We start from the raw sequence: 17041 nt of genomic DNA, 5'->3' as shown, positions 1-17041 counted from the left end.
CTTCTTTTGATATAAGGAGACTATGATGACAAAGAAACAACTTCACCTGGTGATTGTGACAGGGATGAGTGGTGCAGGGAAAACAGTAGCCATTCAGTCTTTTGAAGATTTAGGATATTTTACCATTGATAATATGCCGCCTGCTCTCTTGCCAAAGTTTTTGCAGTTGGTCGAGACCAAGGACGATGACCACAAGTTAGCCCTAGTGGTGGACATGCGTAGCCGTTCCTTCTTCTCAGAGATTCAAGCTGTCTTGGATGAGTTGGAAAACCAAGATGATTTAGACTTTAAAATCCTCTTTTTGGATGCTGCTGACAAAGAATTGGTGGCACGCTATAAGGAAACTAGAAGAAGTCACCCACTAGCAGCAGATGGTCGTATCTTGGATGGAATCAAGTTGGAACGCGAACTCTTGGCGCCTTTGAAAAATATGAGTCAAAACGTGGTAGACACGACAGAGTTAACTCCACGTGAACTTCGAAAGACCATTGCAGAACAGTTTTCAGACCAAGAACAAACGCAGTCTTTTCGTGTCGAGGTTATGTCTTTTGGGTTTAAATACGGAATTCCAATTGATGCTGATTTGGTATTTGATGTTCGCTTCTTGCCAAATCCTTACTACCTTCCAGAGCTCCGTAATCAGACAGGTGAGGACCAGGCGGTTTATGACTATGTGATGAATCATGAAGAATCTGAAGATTTCTACCGTCATTTGTTAGCCTTGATTGAACCAATCCTACCAGGCTATAAAAAAGAAGGCAAATCAGTCTTAACGATTGCGATTGGTTGTACTGGTGGACAGCATAGAAGTGTTGCTTTTGCCAAGCGTTTAGCCAATGATCTGGCGAAAAATTGGCCTGTAAACGAAAGCCATCGTGATAAAGACCGAAGAAAGGAAACGGTAAACCGTTCATGAGAAAACCAAAAATTACGGTGATTGGTGGTGGAACCGGGATTCCTGTTATTTTAAAGAGTTTACGGGAAAAGGATGTCGAAATTGCAGCCATTGTAACTGTTGCTGATGATGGAGGTTCTTCAGGAGAGCTTCGTAAAAACATTCAACAGTTGACTCCTCCTGGTGATCTTCGCAATGTTCTTGTGGCTATGTCAGATATGCCAAAATTCTATGAAAAGGTCTTTCAATACCGTTTTTCTGAGGATGCTGGTTCCTTTGCAGGTCATCCGCTAGGAAACATTATCATTGCAGGTTTATCTGAAATGCAGGGTTCGACTTATAATGCCATGCAATTGCTGAGTAAATTTTTCCATACCACAGGTAAGATTTTTCCATCAAGTGACCACCCTTTGACACTCCATGCCGTCTTTAAAGATGGAACTGAAGTTGCTGGTGAAAGTCACATTGCAGACCATCCAGGTATGATTGACCATGTCTATGTGACAAACACTCTAGATGATGAAAAACCGCAGGCTAGCCGTCGAGTGGTGAATACTATTCTTGAGAGTGATATGATTGTCTTGGGACCAGGTTCACTCTTTACTTCGATTTTGCCTAATATCGTAATTGAGGAGATTGGTCAGGCTCTTCTGGAAACCAAGGCTGAAATTGCCTATGTCTGCAACATTATGACTCAACGTGGAGAGACAGAACATTTCTCAGATAGTGATCACGTAGCAGTCTTGCATCGTCATTTGGGCCGTCCATTTATCGATACTGTCCTTGTTAACATCGAAAAGGTTCCGAGGGATTATATGGACACCAACCGTTTTGATGAATATCTGGTTCAGGTTGAACATGATTTTGAAGGTTTGCGCCAGCAAGTCCCTCGTGTTATTTCATCCAATTTCTTACGTTTGGAAAATGGTGGAGCCTTCCATGATGGAGATTTAATCGTGGACGAGTTGATGCGAATTATACAGGTGAGAAAATGAGTTTCACAGTAGCAGTAAAAGAAGAAATCCTAGGTCAGCACCATCTGAGTCGTTATGAGTTATCAGCTATTATCAAGATGTCTGGTAGTGTGGGTTTATCTAGCTCTGGTTTAACCTTGTCCGTTATAACAGAAAACGCTAAGTTAGCCCGTCACCTCTATGAATCTTTCCTGCACTTCTATGGTATCAAGTCAGAGATTCGTCATCATCAGAGAAGTAATCTTCGGAAAAATCGTGTTTATACCGTGTTTACTGATGAGCGGGTTCAAGAACTTTTAGCGGATTTGCGTTTGGCTGATTCTTTCTTTGGTCTAGAGACTGGGATTGATCCAGATATTTTAGGAGACGAGGAAGCTGGACGTGCTTACCTTTGTGGAGCCTTTTTGGCAAATGGGAGTATTCGGGATCCTGAGTCAGGCAAGTATCAGTTAGAAATAAGTTCCGTCTATGTGGACCATGCCCAAGGGATTGCTTCGCTCTTGCAGCAGTTCTTGTTAGATGCCAAGGTTATCGAACGAAAAAAGGGGGCAGTGACCTATCTTCAACGAGCTGAAGATATTATGGATTTCCTGATTTTAGTGGGAGCCATGGAGGCGAGAGATACTTTTGAAGGTGTCAAGATTCTTCGAGAAACTCGGAATGATCTCAATCGTGCTAATAATGCGGAGACAGCAAATATCGCTCGTACGGTTTCAGCGAGTATGAAAACCATCAACAATATCAGTAAAATCATGGATACTGTTGGTCTAGATAGCCTGCCAGTAGATTTGCAGGAAGTAGCGCATTTACGTATCCAACATCCGGACTACTCTATCCAGCAATTGGCAGACAGTTTGACAAATCCACTCACAAAAAGTGGTGTCAATCATCGACTGAGAAAGATTAATAAAATTGCTGATGAACTATAAAACCACGAATCCTAGGATTCGTGGTTTTTTTCTTATAAACTTGTAGAGTGTTTTGGTTGTACTTTTTGTTGAGGATCAATGTAGTTAATGGCATTGTTGACAGCAGTTGGTGCTTCACCAAGACCTGTTGCAATCAAGTCAATCTTACCATCGTAGTAGCAGCAGTCACCAATAGCGTAAATTCCAGGCTGGCTAGATTCTTGCTTACTATTGACGATAATTTTATGACGATTCAGTTCTAATCCCCAATTTTTAAGATTACCGACAGAAGATTTAAATCCATAGTTGACAAAGAGGTGATCCAGTTCAATGGTTTCAGTCTCATCGGATTTGACTTTTGTGATTTCAAGCTTATTGAGAATTTGTCCATCACCCATAAGTTGACTTGGCACAAATGGTGTTTTGATGCTAACAGATGATTCTTGAAGGGCTTGGACACTATGTTCGAGGGCACGGAAGTTATCTCGACGGTGAACAAGTGTAGTTGGAGCAATCTTTTCAAAAGCTAAGGCCCAGTCCACAGCAGAGTCTCCTCCACCGAGGATGGTTACTCTCTGTCCAGCATATTGCTGAATGTTAGAAACGTGGTAATGGATGTTTTTATAACCTTCGACACCTTCTAGTTCAAGTGGACGCGGTTTAAAGGCACCTCCACCCATAGCGATGATGACAGCTTTGCTAGTATGAGTTCCTTTAGTGGTTGTAATCTTAAAAACACCATCTTCTTTGTCAATTTCAAGAACAGTTTCATTGAGATGGGCTGGTGTATCAAACCCTTGTAATTGTTCTAACAAGCGATTTGTTAATTCTTCACCAGTGAGATTAGGGAAACCTGGGACATCAAGAATTTGTTTTTCAGGATAAAGAATGGCAGGTTGGCCACCTAATTGTGGAAGAGAGTCAATGATTTGTACTTTAGCTTGACGTAAATTTGCATAAAAGGCTGCGAAAAGACCAACTGGGCCACCCCCTACGATGGTGATATCATATAGTTCAGACATGGTTTCTCCTTGTTTCATTTTTATCATTTTATTCTATCATATTTTCTGCCAATTTAAAATGAGGTAGGGGGGAGAAAATTTCCATTAAAAATGGTATAATGAAGAGAAGCTTTTTTGGAGAGGGGACACAGGATGAATTTTCAGCAATTATCTAATCTTCAATACTGGTCTAGTTTGTTTTCCAGTCCTTGGAGTATTGCGATAAATGTGATTGATATTCTAATCGTTGCTTATATCTTATACCAATTTACAAAATCAATTGCAGGAACCAAGATTATGATTCTGGTTCGAGGCGTTTTAGTTTTTATTTTAGCTCAGATTGCGGCTAATTTTTTGGGCTTGACGACTATTTCCTGGTTGATTAACCAATTGATTACCTATGGAGTTATCGCAGCGGTTGTTATCTTTTCTCCAGAAATTCGGACAGGTTTGGAACGATTAGGTCGAGCTACGGACTTCTTTTCAAATACTCCTATGAGTTCAGAAGAGCAGATGGTACAGGCTTTTGTAAAATCGGTTGAGTATATGAGCCCGCGAAAGATTGGAGCTTTGGTAGCTGTTCAACGTGTGAGAACCTTGCAGGAGTACATCGTTACAGGAATTCCTTTGGATGCTAAGATTTCTGCTGAGTTATTAATTAACATCTTTATCCCTAATACTCCTCTACATGACGGTGCAGTCATTATCAGTGGAGATCGGATTGCAGTAACTTCTGCCTATTTACCACTGACTGAAAACACAGGTATTTCCAAAGAGTTCGGAACTCGTCACCGTGCAGCCATTGGTTTATCAGAAGTTTCAGATGCCCTTACTTTTGTTGTATCAGAAGAAACTGGAGGTATATCCATCACCTATAACGGTGTCTTCAAACATGATCTAAGTTTGGAAGAATTCGAGGAAGAACTACGTCGTATTCTGATACCTAAGGATTCACAAGAACCAAGCTTAAAAGAACGTCTATTAGGAGGCTGGAATAATGAGAAGAAATAGTCTTTATATCATCTCCTCGCTCCTCTTTGCGTGTGTCCTATTTATCTATGCAACATCAATCAATTATCAAAACAATACGAATGCAAGGCAAACTAAAACTGAAACCTATACCAATACGGTAGTCAATGTACCGATTGATATTCAGTATGATAGTGAGCAGTATTTTATCAGTGGTTTTAGCTCAGAAGTGACAGTGTTTCTAACGGGTTCAAATCGGGTGGCCTTGGCTAGTGAGATGCAGGAAAGCACTCGTAAATTTAAAGTGACTGCTGATTTGACCCAGGCTACAGAGGGAACGATTGAAGTTCCCTTGACCATTGAAAATCTTCCAAGTGGTTTGACAGCTGTAGCAACACCACAAAAAATCACAGTCAAGATTGGTAAGAAAGTTACTCGAGATAATGTACCTGTTGTACCTCAAATTGATTCTAGTCAAATTGATGAGAAGATTATAATCGAACGTGTTACTGTTTCTGATGAAAAAGTTTCAGTAACTAGTGATGCGGATACACTATCTAAGATTGATCGGATTGTCGCAGTTTTACCAACGAGTGAACAGATTACAGGGAACTATTCTGGATCAGTTCCTTTGCAAGCTGTTGATAAAAATGGAGCTGTCTTACCAACAGTGATTACACCTTTTGAAACTACTATGAAAGTAACGACCAAAGCTGTCAGAACAACAAGTAGTACAACCTCAACAAGTAATGGTTCGTCTACCGAAAACTCTTCAACGACAGCAGCAGAGACGAAGTCAGAATCTTAAAATAAACATTATACTAGAAAAGGAATCTTAAAATGGGTAAATATTTTGGAACGGACGGAGTCCGTGGAGAAGCAAACGTAGAATTAACGCCAGAATTGGCCTTTAAGTTGGGTCGCTTTGGAGGATATGTCCTCAGTCAACATGCGACAGAAGCGCCTAAGGTTTTAGTTGGACGCGATACACGTATTTCAGGGGAAATGTTAGAAGCAGCCTTGATTGCTGGTCTTCTTTCTGTGGGAATTCACGTTTATAAACTTGGTGTACTTGCTACGCCTGCAGTAGCATATTTGGTAAAAACTGAAGGAGCGAGCGCAGGTGTCATGATTTCAGCTAGCCACAATCCAGCTCTAGATAACGGGATTAAATTCTTTGGTGGAGATGGCTTTAAGCTAGACGATGAAAAAGAAGCAGAAATCGAAGCCTTGCTTGACGCTAGCGAAGATACTCTTCCACGTCCAAGTGCCGAAGGATTAGGTACGGTTGTTGATTACCCAGAAGGATTACGCAAGTATGAAGCCTACCTGGTTTCAACTGGAACAGCTCTTGAAGGGATGAAGGTTGCCTTGGATACTGCAAATGGAGCAGCTTCTACTAGTGCTCGCCAAATTTTTGTAGATTTGGGTGCTCAAATCACTGTCATTGGAGAAACTCCAGATGGTTTGAACATTAACTTGAATGTCGGTTCAACTCATCCAGAAGCCTTGCAAGAACTTGTAAAAGAAAGTCAATCTGCAATTGGTTTAGCCTTTGATGGGGACAGCGACCGTTTGATTGCAGTCGATGAAAATGGTGAAATTGTCGACGGTGATAAGATTATGTATATCATCGGTAAATACCTTTCTGAAAAAGGTCAATTGGCACAAAACACAATTGTAACGACAGTTATGTCCAACCTTGGTTTCCATAAAGCCTTGGACCGTGAAGGTATCAATAAAGCCGTCACTGCTGTTGGAGACCGCTATGTAGTTGAAGAAATGAGAAAATCAGGCTACAATCTCGGTGGAGAGCAGTCAGGTCACGTTATCTTGATGGACTACAATACAACTGGTGATGGTCAACTTTCAGCAGTTCAATTGACTAAAATCATGCAAGAAACAGGTAAGAGCTTATCTCAGTTGGCTTCAGAAGTAACGATTTACCCACAAAAATTGGTCAATATCCGTGTGGAAAATGCCATGAAAGAAAAAGCCATGGAAGTACCAGCTATCAAGGCTATTATCGATAAGATGGAAGAAGAGATGGCAGGTAACGGACGTATTCTCGTTCGCCCAAGTGGAACTGAGCCACTCTTGCGTGTCATGGCTGAAGCACCAACAACTGAAGAAGTGGATTACTATGTGGATACCATTGCTGAAGTTGTGAAAGCAGAAATCGGAATTTAGGAAAGTTAGCAGAAAATAAGAAAATATGTTACAATGTCAAAGTAAATTGTAACCATGGAGAATATGATGAATTTAAAACGTGAACAAGAATTTGTTAGTCAGTATCACTTTGATGCGCGTAATTTTGAATGGGAAAATGAGAACGGAATTCCTGAAACAAAGGTTGATGTGAACTTCCAACTACTTCAACATGACCAAGAAAATCAGGTGACTTCTCTCGTAGTTGTTTTAAGCTTTATGATTGTCTTTGATAAATTTGTTATCAGTGGTACTATTTCTCAAGTGAACCACGTCGAAGGTCGTATCGTAGATCAACCAAGTGACTTTAGTCAAGAAGAAGTTGAGACGCTTGCTCGTCCTTGTTTGGATATGCTAAACCGTTTGACTTATGAAGTAACGGAAATTGCATTAGACTTACCAGGAATTAATTTGGAGTTTTAAAAAAATGAAATTAGCGGTCATAACAGACTCATCTGCTTTTCTACAAGCGGAAACCTTGCGGAAAGAAGATTTATTTGTGCTTGACATTCCTGTGAATATCGACGGACAGGAGTATGTTGAAGGTGTAAATCTAACCGCTCAAGAATTTTATGAAAAAATGGCTCATTCATCTGAACTACCTAAAACAAGTCAACCAAGTATCGCAAAGTTGGATGAAATTTTATCATCATTAAAAGAAAAAGGCTATACTCATGTTTTGGGTCTCTTCCTTTCTTCTGGAATCTCAGGATTTCACCAGAATATCCAATATATGACGGATGAGTTCGAAGGTCTAACCATTGCTTTTCCTGATACTCGAATTACAAGTGCACCACTAGGTTTCATGGTGGAAAGTGTGTTTCAGTGGTCTGAGCAGGGAAATGATTTCCAGTCTATACTAGACAAGTTAACAGAACAGATTGAAAATACTTCTGCCTTTATCATGGTAGATGATCTTGATCATTTGGTTAAAGGTGGTCGTTTATCAAACGGCGCAGCCATTTTAGGAAATCTTCTTAGCATTAAACCAATTCTATATTTTAATGACCAAGGTGTTATCGAAGTTTATGAGAAGGTTCGTACAGAGAAGAAAGCAACTAAACGTCTGGTTGAAATTGTCAAAGATGTGACAAGTAATGGAAATTATCAGATTACTGTAATTCATGGGAATGCCTCTCAAAAAGCAGCCGATTTACGTCAGCTTTTGCTAGATAGTGGAGTAGCTACAGATGTTGAGATTGCAACCTTTGGTAGTGTCATTGGAACTCACCTGGGAGAAGGAAGCATCGCTTTGGCATACACACCAATCGTATAGATTGTTTTGACTGTCTTGGTATCTTAAAATTGAACACGGACTATCTGCCTCTTGAAAAAAGATGCCTGTCTTGCCTTTCGTGGAAAGTCAGCGCCATCCCCTATTTTTCATGGGCAGCTAACGTCCTTTGTATCTTAGAATTGAACACGCCTGGAACCCTGTGTGAAAAAGATAGTTCTTCCAAGGAGAAGAAACTCCTTGATCAGAACTCCTATTTTCACTTTGTGTTCTTACAGGCTTTGTATCTTAGATAGGAGTAAAGATGAGTATTCGAGTAATTATCGCAGGTTTTAAGGGAAGAATGGGCCAAGCTGCTTGTCAGATGGTTTTGTCTGATCCTGAACTTGAACTAGTAGCCGTTTTGGATCCTTTTGAGTCTGCATCTGAATGGCAAGGAATTCCAGTATTCAATGATAAGAAAGACTTGGCAGGCTTTGAAGCAGATATCTGGGTGGATTTTACAACACCAGCAGTTGCCTATGAGAATACGCGTTTTGCTCTTGAAAATGGATTTGCTCCTGTAGTAGGAACAACAGGTTTCACTAGTGAAGAAATTACAGAACTAAAAGAATTTTCTCGTGCTCAAGATTTAGGTGGTTTGATTGCCCCTAACTTTGCCTTGGGAGCTGTCTTGCTCATGCAATTTGCAGCTCAGGCTGCCAAATATTTCCCAAATGTGGAGATTATCGAGCTTCATCATGATAAGAAAAAGGATGCTCCGAGTGGAACAGCTATTAAAACAGCTGAGTTGATGGCGGAAGTTCGAGAGTCTATCAAGCAAGGTGCGTTTGATGAGGAAGAACTCATAGCAGGAGCACGTGGAGCTAATTTTGATGGCATGCGAATCCATTCGGTACGTTTACCAGGTTTGGTAGCTCATCAGGAAGTCATTTTTGGAAATCAGGGAGAAGGATTGACTCTGCGTCATGACTCCTATGATCGTAGCTCCTTCATGACAGGGGTGAATTTGGGAATCAAAGAAGTTGTCAAGCGTCATGAGCTTGTCTATGGATTAGAACACTTACTATGAAATTAACAAAAATGCCTTCTGAATTTCAGAAGGCTTTACCAGTATTAGAAAAAATTAAAGAAGCCGGCTTTGAGGCTTATTTTGTGGGTGGCTCTGTTAGGGATGCCCTACTCAATCGTCCCATCCATGATGTGGATATCGCGACTTCATCTTATCCTGAAGAGACCAAGCAGATTTTTCCACGCACAGCTGATATCGGCATTGAGCATGGGACCGTTTTGGTTTTAGATGGAGATGAAGAGTACGAAGTGACGACCTTTCGGACAGAGGATGTCTATGTGGATTATCGTAGACCAAGTTCTGTTTCTTTTGTGCGTTCGCTGGAAGAAGATCTCAAGCGTCGTGACTTTACAGTCAATGCCTTTGCTTTAGATGAGACAGGGGAAATCGTCGATTTATTTGATGGTCTCAAAGATTTAGAAAATCAGGTCTTGCGAGCTGTCGGTGTAGCTAGTGAACGTTTCAATGAAGATGCGCTACGCATCATGCGTGGCTTTCGTTTCCAAGCTAGTCTTGGTTTTGAACTCGAGCAAGAAACGTTTGAAGCGATGAAGGCCTTAACGCCACTCTTAGATAAAATCTCTGTGGAGCGCACCTTTGTCGAGTTTGATAAGCTTTTACTTGCTCCCTATTGGCGAGTAGGTTTATCATCTATGATTGAGAGTCAAGCTTATGATTATCTACCAGATATGGTAGGCAGTCAGGAGAAACTCCAGTCTTTGTTTGATTTAGAAAAAGATTTTACTTTTGAATCTTCTGAGCAAGCTTGGGCAGCACTTTTATGGGTTTTAAAAGTGGAAGATGCTCAAAAATTTTTAAAACATTGGAAGACATCACGACAATTTGCCAAGCAAGTACAGGATTTATTGACTATTTTGTCTCTACGAGAAAAAGGAGAACTGAGCAAGCGTGATTGCTACCGTTTTGATTTGGACTTGCTTCTACAGGCTGAAAATCTTCGCAGAGCTCAAGGAAAAGAAGTCAATCCGCAAGCAATCACAGAAACTTACAAGAGCTTGACTATTCATGATAAGAAAGAGATGCAAATCAACGGTGGTATTCTCATCAAAGAATACGGCTATCAGCCAGGTCCTGAATTAGGGGATGTTTTAGAAGAAATTGAGTACGCTATTGTGGATGGTAATCTAGATAATGAAGTGGAAGCCATTCATGCATACTTAAGGGAGAGAAAATGAGTGATTTTATCGTTGAAAAACTAAGCAAATCAGTTGGTGATAAGACTGTTTTTAAGGATATTTCCTTTATTATCCATGACTTGGATCGTATCGGTCTTATTGGGGTCAACGGAACTGGGAAAACGACCCTTCTAGATGTGCTTTCAGGTGTTTCAGGTTTTGATGGCGATATTAGCCCTTTTTCAGCAAAGAGTGATTACAAGATTGGCTATCTGACTCAAAATCCTGATTTTGATGATAGTAAGACTGTCTTGGATACTGTTTTATCCAGTGACCTCAAGGAAATCCAGTTGATTCGGGAGTATGAACTGCTTATGCTCAACTACAGTGAGGACAAGCAGGCGCGTCTAGAACGGGTCATGGCGGAGATGGATTCTCTCCAAGCATGGGAAATCGAAAGTCAGGTCAAGACTGTTCTCAGTAAACTAGGCATTCAAGAATTATCGACTCCGGTTGGAGCTTTGTCGGGTGGTCTTCGTAGACGGGTTCAATTGGCGCAAGTGCTTTTAGGAAATCATGATCTCTTGCTTCTTGATGAGCCAACCAACCATCTGGATATTGCGACCATCGAGTGGCTGACACTTTTCTTGAAGAATTCCAAGAAGACTGTCCTCTTCATCACCCACGATCGTTATTTCCTAGATGCTCTTTCTACGCGAATTTTTGAATTGGATAGAGGTGGATTAACAGAGTATCAGGGGAATTACCAAGATTATGTCCGTCTCAAGGCTGAACAGGATGAGCGTGACGCCGCTCTTCTTCACAAAAAGGAACAACTTTACAAACAAGAATTAGCTTGGATGAGACGGCAACCTCAAGCTCGTGCGACCAAGCAACAAGCTCGTATCAATCGATTCCATGACTTGAAAAAGGAAGTTTCAGATACTAGCCTTGAGACAGACTTGAGCATGAATTTTGAAACTAGCCGTATCGGTAAAAAAGTTATCGAGTTTAAGGATGTTTCCTTTGCCTATGACGATAAACCGATTCTGAAACATTTTAACCTTTTAGTGCAAGCCAAAGACCGTATTGGAATCGTTGGGGACAATGGTGTTGGGAAGTCAACCCTTCTTAACCTTATTGCAGGAAGACTTGAAGCGACTGAAGGACAAGTTATCATCGGTGAAACAGTTCGTATCGCTTATTTCTCTCAACAAATCGAAGGTTTAGATGAAAGTAAGCGGGTTATCAATTACCTGCAGGAAGTGGCAGAAGAGGTTAAGACTAGCGGTGGTACTACGACTTCAATCGCTGAGTTACTAGAACAATTTCTCTTCCCTCGTTCAACGCACGGTACTTTGATTGAGAAGCTATCAGGTGGAGAGAAGAAACGTCTCTACCTCCTCAAGTTACTATTGGAAAAACCCAATGTGCTTCTCTTAGATGAACCGACAAATGACCTAGACATTGCGACCTTAACAGTTCTAGAAAATTTCTTACAAGGTTTTGCAGGTCCAGTTCTGACAGTTAGTCACGACCGTTATTTTCTTGATAAGGTTGCGACTAAGATCCTTGCCTTTGAGAATGGAATCATCCGTCCTTTCTTTGGACATTACACAGACTACCTAGATGAAAAAGCTTTTGAAGCAGAAACGGTAACTCAAAACCAAAAAGCTGACAAGGAAAAAGTCGTCAAAGTTCGTGAAGAAAAGAAACGAATGACCTACCAAGAAAAGCAGGAGTGGGCAAGTATTGAAGGTGACATCGAAGCCTTGGAAAACCGCATCTCTTCTATAGAGGAAGAAATGCTAGCAAATGGTTCTGATTTTGGTAAACTAGCTACCCTTCAAAAAGAATTAGACGAGAAGAATGAAGCCTTGCTTGAAAAATATGAACGCTATGAATATTTAAGTGAGTTGGCATAATGGAAGAAACAATTATTAAATGGAGTAGTAAGAAAATCGTTTTGAGCCTTATTCTTTACCTACTAGAATTGGCTCTTCTACTTTGGATCCTTTCGTTTTTGCTGAGCTATCCTGAAGAACCACCTATGGGATTGGTGGCTTTAATTCTCTTTATTGGTTTCTTAATCCTCATCGTTGGCTTCATTTTGTATCAACATTTGCTTCGGCTTTTTTCTGATAAAGAGTATTTAAAATGTACAGCTCAAGGATTTTCCTATAAACCATATCCAAAGAAAGACTGGCAGTTTTATTCCTGGGGACAGGTAGAAAAGTTTGCTCTCACGAGAATTAAGGGTAGTAGAAATGCAAGGGATTTTTATATTATTGAGGTTCAGTTTTATGACAAGGAACTTTTAAAATCCAACTTTTTCTGGTATCGTCTACGAAGTAGATTTTCGACTGCAAAGCAAACAAATGTTTTGAAAATCCCAATCTATTTGCTGGATGTTGGTTTGCCAGAGAGAGTATTTGAAACCATGTCTTACTTTGAGCGAGAGTGGCGCATCCAACAGAATCGTCAACGGAATCAAACTTCTAAAAGCAAAAAGAAGTAAGTACTTCTAGCAACAATTGAAGAAAAAATGAGAAGTCTTGAACCAAGTATCAAGGCCTCTTTCTATTTTGCTTTTCTAGGAATTATGGTATAATAGGGAGTAAAAACTTTAAAAGAAAGAAATGCTATGAACTTAAAAGATTACATTGCAAGTATTGAAAATTACCCACAAGAAGGAATTACTTTCCGTGATATTAGCCCATTGATGGCAGATGGAAATGCCTACAGTTACGCTGTTCGTGAAATTGTTCAATATGCTACTAATAAAAAGATTGATATGATCGTAGGACCAGAAGCTCGTGGATTTATCGTTGGATGTCCAGTCGCTTTTGAGTTGGGAATTGGTTTTGCGCCTGTTCGTAAACCTGGCAAGTTGCCACGTGAAGTCATTTCAGCGGACTACGAAAAAGAATATGGAGTTGACACTTTGACTATGCACGCAGATGCTATCAAACCAGGACAACGTGTTCTTATCGTAGATGACCTCTTGGCAACAGGTGGTACTGTTAAAGCAACCATCGAAATGATTGAAAAATTGGGTGGAGTCGTAGCAGGTTGTGCCTTCTTGATCGAACTGGATGAACTCAAAGGTCGTGAAGCTATCGGAGATTACGACTATAAAGTGCTGATGCATTATTAATGAAAAACAGTCCCTAGGGCTGTTTTCTCTTCATTTGATATAAAAATAAGCTATATCTAGTTAGAGAAAAACTATAATTGAAAACTATATCTTCATACAGTATAATAAAGGGAAAGAGAAACGTCAGCATTTTTCCCCGTTGACGATACCATGTTTACTTGAGTCCAATATGATACAGTAAGGAGATTTCTATGCCGATTCGAATTGATAAAAAATTACCAGCAGTTGAGATTTTACGAACGGAAAATATTTTCGTCATGGATGACCAGAGGGCGGCTCATCAGGATATTCGACCACTGAAAATTCTGATTTTAAACTTGATGCCACTGAAAATGGTTACAGAAACTCAGCTTTTACGCCATTTAGCCAATACTCCTTTGCAGTTAGATATTGAATTTTTATATATGGAAAGTCATCAGTCGAAAACAACTCGTTCTGAGCATATGAAGACTTTTTATAAGACCTTCTCGGAAGTCAGAGATGATTATTTTGATGGCTTGATTATCACAGGAGCTCCAGTTGAGCACCTTCCATTTGAGGAGGTTGACTATTGGCAGGAGTTTACCCAAGTTATCGATTGGTCTAAGACTCATGTCTTTTCAACCCTGCATATTTGTTGGGGGGCACAGGCAGGTCTATACTATCGCTATGGCGTAGATAAATACCAGATGGAGCAGAAGCTTTCGGGGATTTATCCTCAGGATGTTTTAAAAGAAGGTCACCTTCTTTTGAGAGGTTTTGATGATTTATATGTATCCCCTCATTCTCGCCATACAGAAGTCCACAAAGAAGATATTCTGAATAAAACAAATCTAGAGATTTTAGCATCAGGAAAAGAGGTAGGAATCTCTATCCTTGCGAGTCGAGATTTGAGAGAAGTCTATAGTTTTGGGCATTTAGAGTATGATCGCGACACGCTCGCGAAAGAATATTTTAGAGATCTAGATGCTGGTTTAGATCCCCATATACCAGAAAATTATTTCAAAAATGACGACATCCATGAGCTTCCTTGTATGCGTTGGAGTTCGTCTGCAGCCCTCTTTTTCAGTAACTGGGTAAATTATGCAGTTTATCAAGAAACACCTTTTGAGTGGAAAAGTGCGGAAGAAGATGTGTCTCATTTTGGATATTTATAAGAGGAATTATGACATATTTAGATGCTTTCAAGTCAGGAAACTTAGTGTTGCCGAGTGACTTGCTCTTACATTACAATCAATTGTTCTCATCAAGTGATGATTTCTTGGTTTGGCAATTCTTTTACCTACAGAATACAACGGCTTTAGGTGAATTGTCTCCAAGTCAGATTGCTGAAAAAATCGGCAAAAATGTCACTGAAGTCAATCAGGCTATTTCACGCTTGACAGAAAAAGGCCTGCTTCAATACCGTACGATTGAACTTAATGGTGAAATAGAAGTTATCTTTGATGCAACTCTCGCCTTGGAGCGCCTAGACCAACTTTTTGAAAAACAAGCTCCAAACCAGACGCAACTTGCCCCAAATGATTTAAAGAGCTTGGTAGATACTTTCCAACAGGAGTTAGGTCGTCTATTGAGCCCATTTGAAATCGAAGATTTGGAAAAGAGTTTGAAAGAAGACGGAACTAGTGCGGATTTGATAAAAGAAGCCTTACGTGAAGCTGTTCTAAATGGAAAACCAAATTGGAAATATATCCAAGCTATCCTTCGAAACTGGCGTCACGAAGGGATTAGGAGTGTAGCCCAGGTAGAAGCTAAGCGTCAGGAGAGAGAGGCAACAAACCCTCAAAATGTTCAAGTTTCATCTGATTTTAAAAATGCCATGGACCTTTGGAAAGACTAATATTTAGCAATAAAAAAACTTGCCCATGGCAAGTTTTTTTGTGTTCTTAAAAAGTAAGTCCCCAAACACTTACAGAACGTTCAGTAACTGGGAAATCACCATATCCTTCAGCATTAATAGTTACTTGGTCTGAATGGTTGCCAAGTAAATCAACAAAAGTATGATCAGCCCATTCTGGACCAACAAACATAGTTTTGTAATTGTCTTGAGCATTTGAGATAAGAACAGCTAAAGGTGCTTGATTGTCAGCTCCTGAACGGACCCAACCGATACAATTAGGGTCATCAAAGTAGTCTGTCTGCTCTCCATAAGCCAAATCTTTTCGGATAGCTAGCAGATGGTCAAGAACTTCTTTAAAATTTTGCTGAGCATATTGACCAGAGATACCGTAGTAGTCTCCGTAAAATACACATGGAAGCCCTTCTTGACGTAGGAGAATAAGAGCATAGGCTGCTGGCTTAAACCATTCTTCTACAGTAGATTCTAAAGCTTGTCCGCGTTGGGTATCGTGGTTGTCGACAAAGGTCACAGCTCGATCCGGATTGATTTGAGCCAGACTATCATCAAAGATAGTTGTTAAATCATAGTCAGCTCCTGCCTGGCTTGCCTCAAAGAGATTCATATGAAGGCGAACATCAACAAGATCAAAGCGTTCTTCAATCTTTTCAAGATAATCCAGATTAGCTTCCTTATCAGGATTCCAGAATTCTCCGAAAACATAGAAGTCTTGACCATATTTTTCCTTGATATCGCGTATGAAATTGCGCATAAAGAAAGAGTCAATGTGCTTAACTGCATCTAAGCGGAAACCAGTTACACCAGTCGTTTCGATAAACCAATCGGCCCAGTCATAGATATTCTGGATGACTTCGGGGTGTTTGAAATCCAAGTCTGCGTACATAAGATAGTCGTAATTTCCGTTCTCATTGTCGACTAATTCTTCATGAGCCCAACCTTTATTCTCTCCCTGAATGAGATAGATGCCAGACTTACGACGTTTAGCATCGTAGTCAGTTCCAGTGAAATGGTACCAGTGCCAGTGGAAATCATTGTAGGTGTTTTGTCTTCCATCAAAAGTAAAGTTTGTCCAACCATTGATGGTAAAAGGTTCTCCAAGTTCAATTGTGCGATCTTCTGGGTCGACTTCAATAACCTGGAAGGATTCTAAACGGTCTGCAGCTGCCTTGTGGTTTAAGACGACGTCAGCCATAGGTTGAATCCCATGTGATTTAAGTATTTGAATGGCTTGAAGATAGTCTTCTTTGAAACCGTACTTGGTACGCACAGTTCCTTTTTGGTCAAATTCACCGAGGTCAAAAAGGTCATAGACACCATAACCGACATCTTTTTCGTTGGTAGCTTTAAAGGCAGGTGGCATCCAGATGTGGCTAATTCCTAGATTTGCAAGGTGCTCAGCATCATCGGTAAGTCGCGTCCAGTGTTGTCCATCGTGGGGAAGGTACCACTCAAAATATTGCATTAGGGTTTGATTTTTCATAGATAGTCCTCATACTTAACAATTTGAGAATCATTTTACCACAAAGCAAGCAAATGAGCAAACGTTTGCGCTATAAAAATAGTCCTCAGGATGTGAATGTCTATTTTTACGGTAATAGAATGAAATTTCTCAACACAAATGACCATTCTCATTTAGAAATCATCAAGCAG

Annotated in this window: 17 protein-coding genes; 15 read left to right on the top strand and 2 right to left on the bottom strand. The window is 40.3% G+C overall.

The features are described from left to right. The first annotated feature begins 25 nt into the window (after window positions 1-25). The 3 genes from rapZ to whiA are packed head-to-tail and all read left to right on the top strand — an operon-like array spanning window position 26 to window position 2798. Window positions 26-916: an RNase adapter RapZ gene (gene rapZ / locus QM857_RS02210; protein ID WP_414257919.1), complete on the top strand. Its 891-nt coding sequence runs from the start codon at window positions 26-28 to the stop codon at window positions 914-916. Continuing rightward, window positions 913-1890 (top strand): YvcK family protein, encoded by a 978-nt coding sequence (locus tag QM857_RS02205; RefSeq protein ID WP_414257920.1) that lies wholly within the window; start codon window positions 913-915, stop codon window positions 1888-1890. The genes rapZ and QM857_RS02205 overlap by 4 nt, the downstream gene beginning before the upstream one ends. Then, complete coding sequence (whiA, locus tag QM857_RS02200) at window positions 1887-2798, top strand: DNA-binding protein WhiA (protein WP_414274925.1); 912 nt, start codon at window positions 1887-1889, stop codon at window positions 2796-2798. Before QM857_RS02205 ends, whiA begins: the two co-directional genes overlap by 4 nt. A gap of 32 nt (window positions 2799-2830) precedes the next feature. Here the strand turns inward: whiA and QM857_RS02195 are convergent, their stop codons facing one another. Continuing rightward, window positions 2831-3799 carry an NAD(P)/FAD-dependent oxidoreductase gene (locus tag QM857_RS02195; RefSeq protein ID WP_414274924.1) on the bottom strand — a complete coding sequence of 323 codons (969 nt, stop codon included), beginning with the start codon at window positions 3797-3799 and terminating at the stop codon, window positions 2831-2833. A gap of 132 nt (window positions 3800-3931) precedes the next feature. Between QM857_RS02195 and cdaA the strand changes: the two genes are divergently transcribed. The 12 genes from cdaA to QM857_RS02135 all read left to right on the top strand — a co-directional run bounded on the left by cdaA (window position 3932) and on the right by QM857_RS02135 (window position 15373). Next, window positions 3932-4789 carry a diadenylate cyclase CdaA gene (gene cdaA, locus QM857_RS02190; RefSeq protein WP_178895320.1) on the top strand — a complete coding sequence of 286 codons (858 nt, stop codon included), beginning with the start codon at window positions 3932-3934 and terminating at the stop codon, window positions 4787-4789. Next, window positions 4776-5555: a YbbR-like domain-containing protein gene (locus QM857_RS02185; RefSeq protein ID WP_178895319.1), complete on the top strand. Its 780-nt coding sequence runs from the start codon at window positions 4776-4778 to the stop codon at window positions 5553-5555. The genes cdaA and QM857_RS02185 overlap by 14 nt, the downstream gene beginning before the upstream one ends. Window positions 5556-5587: 32 nt before the next feature. Beyond that, window positions 5588-6937 carry a phosphoglucosamine mutase gene (gene glmM, locus QM857_RS02180; RefSeq protein ID WP_414274923.1) on the top strand — a complete coding sequence of 450 codons (1350 nt, stop codon included), beginning with the start codon at window positions 5588-5590 and terminating at the stop codon, window positions 6935-6937. A 66-nt stretch (window positions 6938-7003) separates the two neighbouring features. Beyond that, on the top strand, window positions 7004-7378 hold the full coding sequence (locus QM857_RS02175; protein ID WP_235083894.1) for a DUF1149 family protein: 375 nt from the start codon (window positions 7004-7006) through the stop codon (window positions 7376-7378). Between the two features lie 4 nt (window positions 7379-7382). Then, window positions 7383-8231 (top strand): DegV family protein, encoded by an 849-nt coding sequence (locus tag QM857_RS02170; RefSeq protein WP_414274922.1) that lies wholly within the window; start codon window positions 7383-7385, stop codon window positions 8229-8231. A 262-nt stretch (window positions 8232-8493) separates the two neighbouring features. Then, complete coding sequence (gene dapB, locus QM857_RS02165; RefSeq protein ID WP_414274921.1) at window positions 8494-9261, top strand: 4-hydroxy-tetrahydrodipicolinate reductase; 768 nt, start codon at window positions 8494-8496, stop codon at window positions 9259-9261. Then, a complete protein-coding gene (locus QM857_RS02160) occupies window positions 9258-10457 on the top strand; it encodes a CCA tRNA nucleotidyltransferase (protein ID WP_414274920.1) in 1200 nt (399 codons plus the stop codon). The genes dapB and QM857_RS02160 overlap by 4 nt, the downstream gene beginning before the upstream one ends. Beyond that, the gene (locus QM857_RS02155) at window positions 10454-12322 is read left to right on the top strand and encodes an ABC-F family ATP-binding cassette domain-containing protein (protein WP_414274919.1); all 1869 of its coding nucleotides are present in this window, start codon (window positions 10454-10456) and stop codon (window positions 12320-12322) included. Before QM857_RS02160 ends, QM857_RS02155 begins: the two co-directional genes overlap by 4 nt. Then, window positions 12322-12915, top strand: a complete 594-nt coding sequence (locus QM857_RS02150; protein ID WP_414274918.1) for a hypothetical protein — start codon at window positions 12322-12324, stop codon at window positions 12913-12915. Before QM857_RS02155 ends, QM857_RS02150 begins: the two co-directional genes overlap by 1 nt. A gap of 126 nt (window positions 12916-13041) precedes the next feature. Beyond that, window positions 13042-13554, top strand: coding sequence for an adenine phosphoribosyltransferase (locus QM857_RS02145; RefSeq protein WP_006148048.1), 513 nt, complete (start codon window positions 13042-13044; stop codon window positions 13552-13554). Window positions 13555-13745: 191 nt separating this feature from the next. Then, the gene (gene metA, locus QM857_RS02140) at window positions 13746-14690 is read left to right on the top strand and encodes a homoserine O-acetyltransferase MetA (protein ID WP_414274917.1); all 945 of its coding nucleotides are present in this window, start codon (window positions 13746-13748) and stop codon (window positions 14688-14690) included. An 8-nt stretch (window positions 14691-14698) separates the two neighbouring features. Beyond that, window positions 14699-15373 carry a DnaD domain-containing protein gene (locus QM857_RS02135; protein WP_006151493.1) on the top strand — a complete coding sequence of 225 codons (675 nt, stop codon included), beginning with the start codon at window positions 14699-14701 and terminating at the stop codon, window positions 15371-15373. A 46-nt stretch (window positions 15374-15419) separates the two neighbouring features. On the opposite strand, the gene QM857_RS02130 is transcribed toward QM857_RS02135, so the two are convergent. Continuing rightward, entirely contained in the window at window positions 15420-16871 is a 1452-nt protein-coding gene (locus tag QM857_RS02130) for an alpha-amylase (protein ID WP_414274916.1), read from the bottom strand. Between the last annotated feature and the right edge of the window lie 170 nt (window positions 16872-17041).

This window comes from Streptococcus infantis (genome assembly GCF_047463315.1).
Taxonomy (GTDB): domain Bacteria; phylum Bacillota; class Bacilli; order Lactobacillales; family Streptococcaceae; genus Streptococcus; species Streptococcus infantis_AB.
The sequence above is the reverse complement of the archived record's forward strand: the minus strand, read 5'-3'. Positions and strand labels throughout refer to the sequence as shown.

What these genes read in the sequence shown, in the direction of transcription:
- rapZ (WP_414257919.1), top strand. Translation starts at nt 26, where the DNA reads ATGACAAAGAAACAACTTCACCTGGTGATTGTGACAGGGATGAGTGGT.
- QM857_RS02205 (WP_414257920.1), top strand. Translation starts at nt 913, where the DNA reads ATGAGAAAACCAAAAATTACGGTGATTGGTGGTGGAACCGGGATTCCT.
- whiA (WP_414274925.1), top strand. Translation starts at nt 1,887, where the DNA reads ATGAGTTTCACAGTAGCAGTAAAAGAAGAAATCCTAGGTCAGCACCAT.
- QM857_RS02195 (WP_414274924.1), bottom strand. Translation starts at nt 3,799, where the DNA reads ATGTCTGAACTATATGATATCACCATCGTAGGGGGTGGCCCAGTTGGT.
- cdaA (WP_178895320.1), top strand. Translation starts at nt 3,932, where the DNA reads ATGAATTTTCAGCAATTATCTAATCTTCAATACTGGTCTAGTTTGTTT.
- QM857_RS02185 (WP_178895319.1), top strand. Translation starts at nt 4,776, where the DNA reads ATGAGAAGAAATAGTCTTTATATCATCTCCTCGCTCCTCTTTGCGTGT.
- glmM (WP_414274923.1), top strand. Translation starts at nt 5,588, where the DNA reads ATGGGTAAATATTTTGGAACGGACGGAGTCCGTGGAGAAGCAAACGTA.
- QM857_RS02175 (WP_235083894.1), top strand. Translation starts at nt 7,004, where the DNA reads ATGAATTTAAAACGTGAACAAGAATTTGTTAGTCAGTATCACTTTGAT.
- QM857_RS02170 (WP_414274922.1), top strand. Translation starts at nt 7,383, where the DNA reads ATGAAATTAGCGGTCATAACAGACTCATCTGCTTTTCTACAAGCGGAA.
- dapB (WP_414274921.1), top strand. Translation starts at nt 8,494, where the DNA reads ATGAGTATTCGAGTAATTATCGCAGGTTTTAAGGGAAGAATGGGCCAA.
- QM857_RS02160 (WP_414274920.1), top strand. Translation starts at nt 9,258, where the DNA reads ATGAAATTAACAAAAATGCCTTCTGAATTTCAGAAGGCTTTACCAGTA.
- QM857_RS02155 (WP_414274919.1), top strand. Translation starts at nt 10,454, where the DNA reads ATGAGTGATTTTATCGTTGAAAAACTAAGCAAATCAGTTGGTGATAAG.
- QM857_RS02150 (WP_414274918.1), top strand. Translation starts at nt 12,322, where the DNA reads ATGGAAGAAACAATTATTAAATGGAGTAGTAAGAAAATCGTTTTGAGC.
- QM857_RS02145 (WP_006148048.1), top strand. Translation starts at nt 13,042, where the DNA reads ATGAACTTAAAAGATTACATTGCAAGTATTGAAAATTACCCACAAGAA.
- metA (WP_414274917.1), top strand. Translation starts at nt 13,746, where the DNA reads ATGCCGATTCGAATTGATAAAAAATTACCAGCAGTTGAGATTTTACGA.
- QM857_RS02135 (WP_006151493.1), top strand. Translation starts at nt 14,699, where the DNA reads ATGACATATTTAGATGCTTTCAAGTCAGGAAACTTAGTGTTGCCGAGT.
- QM857_RS02130 (WP_414274916.1), bottom strand. Translation starts at nt 16,871, where the DNA reads ATGAAAAATCAAACCCTAATGCAATATTTTGAGTGGTACCTTCCCCAC.